Genomic DNA, 12,828 nt, shown 5'->3' with positions numbered 1-12,828 from the left:
TTCTTTTTTGGTTGTTACTTCTTGTCTTTATCAATAAATTGAAGCCATTCATCAAGTAGTTTAGGCCATGCTTTTAAGTGCGGATACTCTAACGCTAATCCAAATCCATGTCCTCCTGTTGGGTAAAGATGTATTTCGACAGGGACATTATTTTCTTTTAGCGCTTTGTAAAATAGCAAGCTATTTTCAACGGGAACAGCATTATCATCGGTGCTATGAACTATAAAAGTTGGAGGTGTATCTTCTGTAACTTGGAGTTCATTAGAGTAAAAAGTAATTTTTTCTTCAGAAGGATTTTTTCCAAGAAGAGCATTTCTTGATCCCATATGCGTATACTTTTCTTTCATGGTTACTACTGGGTACATCAAAATCATAAAATCAGGGCGTGCACTAACCGATTTATAAGAATCGCCTTTTATATTCGTATCTATATTAAAATGAGTTCCGAGTGTGGATGCTAAATGACCTCCAGCCGAAAATCCCATAATTCCAATATTATTTTCATCGAGCCCCCATAAAGATGCATTTTTACGTACTATTTGTATCGCCCTTTTAGCATCTTGCAAAGGGACTTCATCTTTATTAGTAACCGTTTTTGCAATTGGAAGTCTATACTTTAATACAAATGCAGTATATCCTTTAGAATTAAACCATTGTGCAATTTCCGTACCTTCCCAATCATAAGCTAATATTCCGTATCCTCCGCCAGGACAGATAACAACAGACTTTCCATTATTATTTCTTTTAGAAGGGAAAAAGGTTTCTAATGTAGGAATTTGAACATTTGAAATTTGCTTTATATTCGAAATTTCTATCTTCTCTTTTTCCTTATCATTTGAAATGCTATTTGGAATCTCACCTTCGTATAGAGGGATAATTTTATCCTGACAAGCAGCTATATTTATAGATAGGAAGGTAGACATTAGCATAGCAATGCTAAGAATGTTGATTTTCATAATCAAGTGGTGTTAGTTGGATACAGAAAGTGGCACGGTAGATAAAGAGTCTGGATTTTCTTTAATACATTCTTCAATAAAATCGACATAAGTGTTTTTGCCGTTAGCAAGAATACCACGAGGAATGCGTTCGTTTTCACTGTGGATATTATCAAGGTAACTCATTTCGATATTCACAGGTACTGTACAGAAAGTAGCTATTCCTTTTGCTCTAAAAAGACCAGCATCACTTGTATTAGGAAGTAAAATAGTTATTACATCTGTTTCGGTGTGGTTTTTAAGAATGGCTTTCTTTAAGTTCTTATAATAAATGCTTTCATCATCCGAAGATTTCATTTCAGGCATTGAATATATCGTAGAAACTTCAATATCGTCATTATCAAGACGCTTCTTTATGTTTTCTAAGAATTCATCTTTAGAAGAGTTAGGAAGCAGTCTACAGTCTAAAAGAGCAGTAACCTCGCTTGGAATAACATTTACAACATCATTCATGCTGTCTACGCTGGTTAGCGTAATAGTATTAGAGAAAATAGAAAAAAGCTCAGGTTGCTGTCTTAATTTCGGAGTAATAAACATTCTAAAAAGCTTAGGATGGCGCATAGCAAAACCAGTAAGTCCTTTTTCTAATTGTCCCATTTCTTTAAGCATTTTTACATTTAAATCTGTATAGATAGCTTTTTGCTTTTTTCCAAGGAGATTATCTAATGCCTCAACCATTTCTTTATTTGCATAGCGTAATGGAGTAACAGAACCATGGGCAGAAGTGTTTATATTTAATTTTAACTTAATCCATAAAGCTCTTTTATGAGCCACAGAAATAGGGAAAACAGACTTATTAGGTTTCGTTTGTAATGCTCCTTTTATCGCTGGAGGACCTTCTCCTAAAACAACTGCGGGATTAAGTTCATCTAGATAATTATTTATCACATATTCTGCACCACCACGGCATTGTGTTTCTTCACAAGAAACAGCTAAAAAAGTAACATTAAAAGGTAATTGTTTGCCTTTATATTTATTTAAAATTTCTACAACACTAAATAGCTGCATAATAGCATTACCCTTGTTGTCCCATGCTCCTCGGCCCCAAATATCTGTTTCTGTTATTTTACCAGAAAAGGGAGGTTCTATCCATTTTGATAGATCCCCAGCAGGAACTACATCAATGTGATTTAATAATACTATGTTTGGTAGCTTAGAAGAAAGAGGATAGATAGAAGCAGTAAAGTTATACTCTCCATCTGTATCGCCCATTTGTTTTATATGAAGCCCATTTTCTATGCAAATATTCTTAATCCATTCTCCAGCTTCTTTTTCATGACCACTAATAGACTCAAACTTCACATATTCACTTAAATAGGTGTCTATGTTTTCATTGGTAAGTGGCCCTAAATTTTGTGTTGTAGATTCGCTATTTACAACTTGAGAATAGGAGGATATTGCAATTATGAATATGAAGAAGAAGCTTAAAAAAGCCTTTATTTTACTTAGCATAAAATTCTATATAGTTTGATTCAATATATTGATAAAATTTGGGTTTATATAAACTATTTCAAGTTTAATAGGAAAATTTAAAAAAACCATTAAATTTATAGAACAATTACTCATCTTTGAAGTATAATTTTATGGGTGCCATTAATATAATTTATGCATAGCCGAATTTAGGTATTAAATTACAAATTCTAGAGCGGATTTCTAAAACAGTTTTTATTTTGTATACAAAGTCATTTCCAATACAGCCACATCCTTTTATCTCTTATATTAGAGTAGGGAGGTTATTGTATATGTCTTTGATTCTTTTCATATTAGAATCATGGATTTATTGGAAGTATTTAAGCGCGTCATTAGACGAAGGTTCCTTATTACCGATACTGTTTTGGGCTTGGTGTTTTCTTTTTTCATTTATACATATCTATTTAGTTATGATGGATGGATGGTCTCGTTATCAGAATTATAAAAGGGCAAAAGATCAATTTTATATGTATGGTTTTAAAAAAAGAATAGCAGCTACTTATATGAATTCTAAATGCCAACGGATGGCAGCAGAAGTTGCCGCTGAAGAATTAGGACTAGAAAACAAACTTAAGAGCTATTATAAATCTTGCGGTGTACGCTGGTACCATTATATACCTTATTTTATGGTAAAGGATCCTCTTTTCCTTTTTAAGAAAAGCTTCTGGTCGCGAACCTTTTTGGAGAAAAATTATCAAGCAAAAATAGATTTTAGAAACCTAGAATTAGAGTCGTCCATATGATTATTGCTGCTGAAGAAATCACCAAAAAATATGGTGGTGTTACCGCTCTAAAAGAAGTAAGTATATCTTGTAATTCAGGTGAAATTGTAGGCCTATTGGGTAAAAATGGAGCTGGGAAAACTACACTTTTTAAAATTTTATTCGGATTGATACATCCAGATTCTGGTCGGTTGAAAATAAATTCTGAAAAAGTAAAACCTCTTGGAGGAATTATAGAAAAACCTGCTTTATATGAATATTTAAATGCAAAGGAGAATATAAAAGTGTTTTCAAAAATCCAAGGTTTAGATTTCAATACACAGCAGATAGAAGATAGCTTGCTTAAAGTGGGGCTCCCATTAGATAGAAATGATCCCGTTAAGAATTTTTCTATGGGGATGAAACAGCGATTAGGGATTGCAATCGCTTTATTAAATAACCCTGCTTGTTTAGTTTTAGATGAACCTTTCTCTGGATTGGATCCAATTGGAATCAAAGCAATAAGGAAATTGATTTTAGAATTAGTTTCTAAAGAAAAAATCGGAATTATTATATCATCACATATTACAGAAGAACTTAGTAAAATCTGTGATGTTCTATATGTTATCAATAAGGGAACAATAATTAGTAAAGGAGAAACTCAAAAGATAATCGCAGAAAACACCACTTCTTTTAGTATCTATGCTTCTGGAATAGAAAATTCTATATCGATAAAAAAATACCCAGCAATTATAAAAAAAAATAGTGCTGAGGTGACTATTTCTCAGCAAGAGATTCCAGAATTACTTCAGCAATTAACAGAAGAGAAGATTTTTATCACAGCTTGTGTGCCAGAAATAAATTTCGATAAATTATTTGAATCGCCAAGTCTATGAAAAATTTAATAGCAATAGAGGTATTCAAACTCTTTAAGCAAAGTAAAACCTATTATGCGCTAGCTGCAATTTGCATTATAGAGTTCTTAATTCTTATAGGAGCTTATTTTCAAGGGAATGCTATTATAGATATATTATTGAGTAACCTTCGAGATTCGTTTTATTTTGAGGGATCTCTTTTAAATGGGAATCTTTTAATTTACCTTATTTTAAATACACTTTGGTTTCATCTGCCGCTTATATTGATGATTGTAATATCGGGAATGTTAACTTCAGAATATAAAGATAATACCATACAAACGGTAATGTTGCAACCAATAGTAAAATGGAAATTTATACTCAGTAAATATATAATAGCTATATTTTTCACTTTGGGAGTAGTTATTATTACTGCGATATCTTCCTTTTTATTATCGTATTTACTTTTTGGGAAGGGAGATTTAATTGTTTATTTGGGGAGTCTAAACTTTTTTCAATCAGAAGATGCTCAATATAGATTGCAATTAGCATTTCTCTCTGGAATGGTTTCCATGGTATTTTTCTCTGTAGTAAGTTTAACGCTAGCTGTAATTTTTAAGGAAGCTACAAAAACATGGATTGTAGCCGCATTATTTCTTATAATCACAAATTTATTTCTGAAATTTGAAATCGAAAGTACCTTTTTTAACGAATGGTTTTTTCCGAAGTTGAACAATACATGGCAATACTTTTTCTATCAAGAAATCCCTTGGAATACTATTTACCATAACAATATTGTACTTACACTTTATACGTTGCTTTTTCTTGGAGTTGGAGTTTTAATTTTTAATAAGAGAGATATAGGATAATGCAGAAGTTCACAATTTTAATATGCCTATTGCTAGGGCTTAATTGTATGCTGGCTCAAGAAATTAATAGTGATCTATTGGTTGTTAAAAATCGTCTTGATAGTATTCATGGGTTTGAAGCTAATATGGAACTAAATGTAGACATTAGTTTTATTAATATGCCTACAAAATTTGCAGCTATAAAATACCAAAAGGACACTCCAATGGAATTTGAATCTGAAGATTTTATTATGATTCCAAAGCGTGGCCTTGATTTTTCTATGCAAGAACTTTTCAGATACCCTTTTATAACTGTAGATCGAGGATCAGAAGAAGTGGAGGGAGTAATTCTAAAAAAAATAAATATTATTCCAACGGATAAAAAAGCAGACTTTGCGCTCGCTACTTTATGGTTGGATACAAATCTGAAACGTATAGAAATGTCTGAAATAAATACAAAGAAAGATGGCACTTTTACCGTTTCTATGGACTATAACTCCTCTCAAGCGATCATGCCAAGTGAAGTGATTATCAGTTTTGAAATTGAAAAAATAAAGCTTCCAATTCAATATTTAGCAAAAGATGTGGATGTAGATAGAAAAGAAATGCGAAATCAAGATGTAAAAACCGGAAGGATTATTTTAAAGATTGATAATTATAAAATCGATTATAAATAAAAATGCCCTCCCTAATAAAAGAGAGGACATCTTCATTCACCTAAAACGGATTCTTATTTTTCTATCCATTCACCACTTTCATTGGCGAATAGGTTTCCAGTTTGGTCACCCATTTTTACTTCTAGCTTATATTCGTTTTCTTCATTAACGAAAGCCTTTGTAATTTCTGCTCCTGGGTAATCAGCCTGTAGTGATTCTAAAATTGCTTGTGGAAGCTCTGCTACTGCAATTTCTTTATAATTGTCTTGCATTACAACTACTTTTACGTCGTTGTTTGCTGTTGCAGGCACTGCTGCAAACGCTGTTAAACTTCCTAATGCCATTGCTGCTACTAATACTATCTTTTTCATGATCTTTATATTTTGAAATTAAACTTATTGTTGTTGATTTTTATGATTGGTTAGTCAAAAGAGCTCTTATTGCTCAATCCATTCACCATTTTCGTTAGCGTAAAGATTTCCAGTTTGGTCTCCCATGGCAACTTCAAGCTTGTATGTTTTTTCTTCATTTACAAAAGCTTTAGTAATTGTTGCTCCCGGATAATCTGCTTTTAAAGCATCTTGAATCGCCGTTGGCAGTTCTGTTACTGCAATCTCTTTATAATCGTCTTGCATTACAACTACTTTTACATCGTTGTTTGCTGTTGCAGGCACTGCTGCAAATGCTGTTAAACTTCCTAATGCCATTGCTGCTACTAATACTATCTTTTTCATGATTTTTATATTTTGAAATTATACTTATTGTTGTTGATTTTTATGATTGGTTAGTCAAAAGAGCTCTTATTGCTCAATCCATTCACCATTTTCGTTAGCGTAAAGATTTCCAGTTTGGTCTCCCATGGCAACTTCAAGCTTGTATGTTTTTTCTTCATTTACAAAAGCTTTAGTAATTGTTGCTCCTGGATAATCTGCTTTCAAAGCATCTTGAATCGCTGTTGGCAGTTCTGTTACTGCAATCTCTTTATAATCGTCTTGCATTACAACTACTTTTACATCGTTGTTTGCTGTTGCAGGCACTGCTGCAAATGCTGTTAAACTTCCTAATGCCATTGCTGCTACTAATACTATCTTTTTCATGATCTTTATATTTTAAAAATTAATGTTATTGTTTATTGGTGTTTATAGTTGGTTGGTTGTAAGGTTTTTTATTGCTCAATCCATTTCCCGTTTTCATCGGCGTAAAGGATTCCATTTTGTTCTCCCATGGCAACTTCTATCTTATATGTTTTCTCTTCATTTATATAAGCTTTAGAAATTGTTGCTTCAGGATAATCAGCTCTAAGTGCTTCTTGAATCGCTGTAGGAACTTCTCCAACTGCAATCTCTTTGTAATCGTCTTGCATAACAACAATTTTAGTGTCGTTGTTTAAAGTTGTTGGAACAGTTGCAAATGCTGTTAAACTTCCTAATGCTAATGCTGCTACTAATACTATCTTTTTCATAATTCTAATATTTGTGGTTATACTTTGTTTTCGTTATTTGTATTGTATAGTGCTATTTTCATACCAATAGGAAACTAGTAAAGTCAAACACGTGTAAACGTCTGTTTATTAGGTAATTAATTTATTTTGTAAAAAATAGGAAGTGGGAAAAACTGTGTAAAGTAGCTAAACAGTGTGTAACGAATACACAGTTTTAGTGTGTAAAAGTTTTAATATTGATAAATAGTAGTCGGATTTATTGTAGAAATATCATTTTTATATATAATTATTCGATATTTTAATACAATTGGATCCTCTGTAGATACATAAATAGGTTTTTGTCCTGGGTAAGCAGCATTTTGCATACTATTTTTAGACCTTAAAATCCATTCATTATTTGGAGAAGGATTCTCTTTACTTGCAATTATTATAAGCCCGCTCTTTTTATTATTGTTGAAAGAGCCACTTATAACCACATTCCTTTCCGCTTTAATAGCTTCATTTATAGGGGTGATATTTTTTTCACTGGAAGAAAATAAAATGTCTTCTGGTAATTTTAATCTCGCAGAGAATCCACTATATCCTTTAATATCATCAGAACCTCCAATTTTTAAATTATCAGCTAAAGCCAAAAGGGAGATTTCAAAATCTATAACACGGTAGTTTTCTTCTGAAGGATGAATTGTTATTGCTGTCTCTTCTTTCACAAAAGAAGCACGCCCACTTTTCTCCTTATATATAGAGGAATTCCAAAAAACTGTAGTATTCAATTGAAGCGAGCCGTCGTTATTCGCAGTGGTAGTTATGTTTTTTACATCCCAAGAGATGTTTTTACATTCCCAGCCATCTCCAATAGAGACATTATTAACCAATAACTGGTGCCACGCCCAGAAAATCCCTCGGTGATGCAAATGGTCTTCAGGAAAATCTTCTGTAAGTATAGCGCCATCCATATCGTAAAGTGGATGGATATAATTTGCCCTTGGGTACTTTCCGTCAAGCGCTTTAGTTTCTTTCTGAAAAAACAATACTTTCTTTTCTCCTTCAGATATAAGAACTCCCGCTGGCGATGTTTCAAAAGTCAGGCTTTGAGACATTCCATAAAAACAAAATAGGAAACTTATATATGTAATACGTTCAGAAAGTAACATCATAGAAAATGATAGAATTATTCAACCATAAAAAGGGCATTTACAAAAAACAACTTTCCATTTTCCCAGAAGCCTCTAAAAAGAGGATTGTCTACCATGTAAATAACTTTTCCTTTTCCCATATTTTCAGAACCTAAAACAAGACTGTTGGCCTGTTGTTTTTGAGCATCGCTACCCGCAAATCCAGCAAGAGGCTTCGCATTGTTTTCAATATAAACAGCATTTTTACTCTTTAAGAATTTATAGGCATTGCCACTAAGCTTTAGAGTGTAATATGTGTCTTCATAACCGTAAGACAAAGGGTGGGTGTTATCTACTTTCGCTTTATAAATAGCTCCGGTAATCATTTTTTTAATGTATTCACGTTTGCTAGAGATATAGCTTTCTGGTTTCTGTATGCTATCATTTTCTTCCTCAGCTTTATTAGCGGAAATATCAAAATCGTCATCGTTATCAAGCACTTTAATAGCGTCTCCAATAGCAATTAGTTTTCCTCCGTTATGAGTCCATTTCTTAATCTTCTCCAATTTTCCTTTTTCTAACTTACTAAGCTCAGGTATAATTAAAACATCATATTTCGAGAGGTCGGTGCTATTTATATAGTCATTATCAATAACAGTAATCGGGTAGTGGAGTTGTTGCTCAAAAAAGTGCCATACTTCTCCAAAATTAAGTGTAGCAACGCTGCCACCAGATAAAGCAGCAACCTTAATATTCGGAATAATATGTACAGCGCTAGAACCAAAATCTTTCCCTCCACTCACAAAACCAGTAGTCGTTGAGGTTAATATTTTATGGTGCTTTGTAGCTGCATTTTTCATAATCGTATTAAAATCTTTAACCTTAGTATTATCACTCTTTGTAATAATTAAACTCCCACGACCATAAGATTTCTCATCAATAGTAAAAGGCTCAGAAGCATAACGAATCTGTATCTTTTGAGATAGTAACTCCGTTAAAAAACGAGCATCATCCATACTATTCCAATCGGTAACATACGCATAAGAATCGCTGTTATAATCTAAAGAAGGATATTCTAAGCTTTCCGAATTAGTATTAATCGTATTTTTAGAAGCCACAGCCTCTAAACCATATGCATAAGGTAATGACCATGCTGTAATATCGTAGGTAAGCGAGTCTGTTAACTTTGTTTCAGGCTCAAATAAAACTGTTACTAATGTCGATTTCGGCTGATTAGTACTTACCACCAATTTTGGATTATCACCCTTTAAAGAGCCATTTTCTTTAGTATTGTAATGTAAACCCTTTACCGTTTCCGTAGTAAAACCATATTTTATTTTATGAACATCCAGAAGGCTGGTAAGCGCTTTTATCTTATCAATATCCCCAGAAAGGGCATAACTATTATAGGTAAAATCTTTATTTGCATAGAACGCACTAAACTGCTTGTTTAGCTTATCGGTATTTTTAGAAGCCATTTCTAACGTAGATATTCCCGTTGTAAAATGGTGAGCAATACGGTCTTTTAAAGTCAAGGTATCTCCACTTTTTATTTTCACTCCAAGCCCAGCACGTCCGCTACCGCCTTGTTCATAGGTCATTCCAATAGAACCGCTGTAAATAGGGTAGGTGTCTCCATAACTAGGGTAGAGTAAATCGAACACCTCTTTAGTAAAATAAAACCATCCGTTTTCATCAAAATATTTAGCGTGGTTTTTTCCAATTGCAACTTGGAAATCGCGCTGCCATTTGGTAATCACTTCGTGCATAGGTTCCGCAGCAGGCGCAAAATAATATGGGTTATCCATGCTTTGCTCATGGAAATCAACATGGATATGCGGCAACCACTCGTTATAAACAGCCAAACGTTGCTTGCTCTCCTTTTGTGTAACCCATGCCCAATCGCGATTTAGATCAAACATATAATGATTTGGGCGACCAGAAAGCCAAGGCTCATGGTGCTCCTTAGAATTTACATCTATATTATAAGGTGTGTTTTTATAACTATTGTACCAATTTACATAGCGATCGCGACCATCAGGATTCACACTCGGATCCATAATAACAACTGTATTCGTTAGATATTCCTTTTTAGAAGTAAGAATTTCATAGATCGTTTTCATGGAAGCTTCCGAGCTCACACTTTCATTACCATGTACATTATAGCTAAACCAAACCAAGGCTTTTTTAGATTCAGAATTACCATCCAAAGCCTTTAAATGCTCGAGTCTAATGTTTTCTAGGTTGCTTAGGTTTTCTGCAGTAGAAACAAAAGCAAGTAGTAATTCTCTCCCCTCATTGGTAGAACCATAAGATTTTAATTGCACCATTTCTGGAACTGCATCCTCCAAATATTTATAGTAAGAAACTACTTGGTGGTGTCTAGAAAAGCGAGTCCCCAATTCGTATCCTAAAAATTCTGAAGGCGATTTTATCTGCTGAGCAGTTGCAAAAAGGGATATAAATATAAAAGCAATTAGAAATCTAAACTTCATGGTCGTTATTTTGAATTAGCCTGCCAAAACTACTAATATAATTTATTAGCAGCACATCTTAACTAATTTTTTAGATACAAAAACCTGAAAGAATTTTATATTTACTGATTATGAGAAATTTTATTTGGGCGCTCCCATAAATTATGTTTCCATAATTATAGGTCGGGCTTTTCGCTGTATCTATTTTGTTATATTTAGAACATAAAAAAATAGTTCTAACAAGTAAGGTCACGGTTTTCAACCGACAGATTGCAATAGCAAAATAGGATGCCGCTACAATCCCTAGCGCAAAAAGTATTAAGTAATCAGAAATAAAATATTACACTTTAAAAATACTATTTTCGCTTTTTGAAATTTATAAAGAGATCTGTACAAGATTACAGTTTTTATAACGCTAAACTTGTAATGGAGGGCGAGTAGAAACTAAATAAATATTTCATTTTATACCTAGAAAGTGTATTTCGAGGTAACTGACGCTGAAAAAATAACTATGCCAACAAATTATATATCATTTAAAGAAACTGGATATTTTTCTAAACTGATGTGCGATTATATCAGTCAGAAAGAAGAATTAAAACCTTTCTATAACCGTTTCCCTACTTTAGAAAATTTCAAAGCACAAATAGAAGAAAAGAAAGCCTCTTTTCCGATGGAAAATAGAAAAGTGTTGGCATCTGTATTGCAATCGCAATATAAAAATATAGATACTTCTAGTGCTACACAGGCACATATTACAGCATTAGCAAATGAAAATACATTTACAGTAGTAACGGGGCATCAGCTTAATTTATTTACCGGACCTCTTTACTTTTTATATAAAATTGTTTCTACTATCAACTTGGCGAAGCAACTCCAAGAAACATATCCAAACAATCATTTTGTGCCTATTTATTGGATGGCAACAGAAGATCATGATTTTGAGGAAATCAATTACTTTAATTTCAATGGCAAGAAATTTCAATGGAAAGGTCCAGAGACGAAAGAAACTGGCGGTGCTGTTGGAGAACTTCCAAATAATGGACTAGAAGATGTTTACGAGTTATTTAGTCAAGAATTGGGTGTAGGGAAAGATGCAGAAACATTAAAAAACTGGTTTAAAGAAGCCTATTTAGAGCACGATAACCTTACCGATGCCACAAGGTATCTAGCAAATAGAATTTTTGGTAACGAAGGACTCGTAATTATAGATGGTGCAGATAAGAATCTGAAGCAACTTTTTGTTCCCTATATGGAGACAGAAATGTTCCAACAAGACTCCCAGAAAGCAGTAACAGAAACTATAGAAGCGTTAAATAATGTAGACGCTTCTTATAAAATCCAAGTCAATCCACGAGAAATAAATTTATTCTACTTATCGGAAGGCCTCCGAGAGCGAATTATAGAAGTAGATGGGAAATATGCAGTAAACGAAACTGATATTTCTTGGACTAAAGAGGAGCTTAAAAAACATTTGCAGGAGCATCCAGAGCTATTTTCTCCAAATGTAATGACGCGACCTTTATATCAAGAGGTGATTTTACCAAACCTATGCTACATCGGTGGAGGTGGAGAGATTGCATATTGGTTGGAACTAAAAAGCTTTTTTCAAATAGCAGCCGTTCCATTCCCAATGTTATTATTGCGTAATTCTGCTTTGATTATCAATAAAAAGCAAGTAAAAAAATTAGAGAAGCTAAATATAAGTTTCGAGCAACTTTTCTTAAAGCGACATACTTTTATAAATAGAAAGGTAAGAGAAATTAGTAATATTAATATAAACTTCGACGAGCAGAAAGCACATTTGGTAGCACAATTCCAAGAGATGTATCGCTTGGCAGAATTAACAGACAAATCTTTCTTAGGAGCGGTAAAAGCGCAAGAAGTAAAGCAATTAAAAGGACTAGCTAATTTAGAAAAGCGATTATTAAAAGCACAGAAAAAGAAGCTCTCCGACCATGTTTCGAGAATCGTAGAAATACAAAATGACCTCTTTCCAAATGAATCATTACAAGAGCGCACCGATAATTTTGCCAATAGCTATGAAGAATATGGTAATGAATTTATAAAGCTATTATTATCTGAACTCGATCCGTTGAGGCAAGATTTTGTAATACTTACAGTTTAAAAAACTACTGAATAGCGCATTTGCAAATCTGCGAATGCGTAAATTTGTAAAACACACTTTATGTGTTTTTTCTATTCTCTTTTTTTCTCATATTGTAGATTCCCGTATGTAATTTATTTTTTGAAAGTGTATATTTATAAAAAATAAGCGCA

The 12,828-nt window shown here is 33.2% G+C and carries 13 protein-coding genes; 5 read left to right on the top strand and 8 right to left on the bottom strand.

Translation table 11 applies throughout. The features are described from left to right. Nucleotides 1-14 precede the first annotated feature (14 nt). Together JM658_RS07930 and JM658_RS07925 are read right to left on the bottom strand one after the other, a co-directional pair. Complete coding sequence (locus JM658_RS07930; RefSeq protein WP_236958718.1) at nt 15-956, bottom strand: alpha/beta hydrolase; 942 nt, start codon at nt 954-956, stop codon at nt 15-17. Nucleotides 957-968: 12 nt separating this feature from the next. After that, nucleotides 969-2,447, bottom strand: a complete 1,479-nt coding sequence (locus JM658_RS07925) for a M20/M25/M40 family metallo-hydrolase (RefSeq protein WP_236958717.1) — start codon at nt 2,445-2,447, stop codon at nt 969-971. A gap of 218 nt (nt 2,448-2,665) precedes the next feature. On the opposite strand from JM658_RS07925, the gene JM658_RS07920 reads away from it, so the two are divergent. Genes JM658_RS07920 through JM658_RS07905 form a run of 4 tightly spaced genes read left to right on the top strand, consistent with a single transcriptional unit; the run spans nt 2,666 to nt 5,545 of the window. Beyond that, complete coding sequence (locus tag JM658_RS07920; RefSeq protein WP_236958716.1) at nt 2,666-3,208, top strand: hypothetical protein; 543 nt, start codon at nt 2,666-2,668, stop codon at nt 3,206-3,208. Further along, nucleotides 3,205-4,062, top strand: a complete 858-nt coding sequence (locus JM658_RS07915; protein ID WP_236958715.1) for an ABC transporter ATP-binding protein — start codon at nt 3,205-3,207, stop codon at nt 4,060-4,062. The genes JM658_RS07920 and JM658_RS07915 overlap by 4 nt, the downstream gene beginning before the upstream one ends. Beyond that, nucleotides 4,059-4,889: an ABC transporter permease gene (locus JM658_RS07910; RefSeq protein ID WP_236958714.1), complete on the top strand. Its 831-nt coding sequence runs from the start codon at nt 4,059-4,061 to the stop codon at nt 4,887-4,889. Before JM658_RS07915 ends, JM658_RS07910 begins: the two co-directional genes overlap by 4 nt. Continuing rightward, a complete protein-coding gene (locus JM658_RS07905; RefSeq protein WP_236958713.1) occupies nt 4,889-5,545 on the top strand; it encodes a hypothetical protein in 657 nt (218 codons plus the stop codon). The genes JM658_RS07910 and JM658_RS07905 overlap by 1 nt, the downstream gene beginning before the upstream one ends. A gap of 53 nt (nt 5,546-5,598) precedes the next feature. Here JM658_RS07905 and JM658_RS07900 read toward each other — a convergent pair whose 3' ends face one another. From JM658_RS07900 to JM658_RS07875, 6 genes are all read right to left on the bottom strand, one after another. Further along, nucleotides 5,599-5,895, bottom strand: coding sequence for a hypothetical protein (locus JM658_RS07900; protein WP_236958712.1), 297 nt, complete (start codon nt 5,893-5,895; stop codon nt 5,599-5,601). Nucleotides 5,896-5,961: 66 nt separating this feature from the next. After that, nucleotides 5,962-6,258: a hypothetical protein gene (locus JM658_RS07895; RefSeq protein WP_236958711.1), complete on the bottom strand. Its 297-nt coding sequence runs from the start codon at nt 6,256-6,258 to the stop codon at nt 5,962-5,964. A gap of 66 nt (nt 6,259-6,324) precedes the next feature. Continuing rightward, the gene (locus JM658_RS07890) at nt 6,325-6,621 is read right to left on the bottom strand and encodes a hypothetical protein (RefSeq protein ID WP_236958711.1); all 297 of its coding nucleotides are present in this window, start codon (nt 6,619-6,621) and stop codon (nt 6,325-6,327) included. Nucleotides 6,622-6,689: 68 nt separating this feature from the next. Then, nucleotides 6,690-6,986, bottom strand: a complete 297-nt coding sequence (locus JM658_RS07885) for a hypothetical protein (RefSeq protein WP_236958710.1) — start codon at nt 6,984-6,986, stop codon at nt 6,690-6,692. A gap of 209 nt (nt 6,987-7,195) precedes the next feature. Next, nucleotides 7,196-8,119 carry a DUF6807 family protein gene (locus JM658_RS07880; protein WP_236958709.1) on the bottom strand — a complete coding sequence of 308 codons (924 nt, stop codon included), beginning with the start codon at nt 8,117-8,119 and terminating at the stop codon, nt 7,196-7,198. Nucleotides 8,120-8,133: 14 nt separating this feature from the next. Continuing rightward, nucleotides 8,134-10,572, bottom strand: coding sequence for a M14 family metallopeptidase (locus JM658_RS07875; protein WP_236958708.1), 2,439 nt, complete (start codon nt 10,570-10,572; stop codon nt 8,134-8,136). Nucleotides 10,573-11,062: 490 nt separating this feature from the next. Here JM658_RS07875 and bshC point away from each other — a divergent pair, with 490 nt between their 5' ends. Continuing rightward, the gene (gene bshC, locus JM658_RS07870; protein ID WP_236958707.1) at nt 11,063-12,676 is read left to right on the top strand and encodes a bacillithiol biosynthesis cysteine-adding enzyme BshC; all 1,614 of its coding nucleotides are present in this window, start codon (nt 11,063-11,065) and stop codon (nt 12,674-12,676) included. The last annotated feature ends 152 nt before the right edge of the window (nt 12,677-12,828 follow it).

Source organism: Joostella atrarenae, assembly GCF_021764745.1.
In the GTDB taxonomy this organism is placed as follows: Bacteria; Bacteroidota; Bacteroidia; order Flavobacteriales; family Flavobacteriaceae; genus Galbibacter; species Galbibacter atrarenae.
This window is presented reverse-complemented; position numbering and strand designations above follow the sequence as displayed.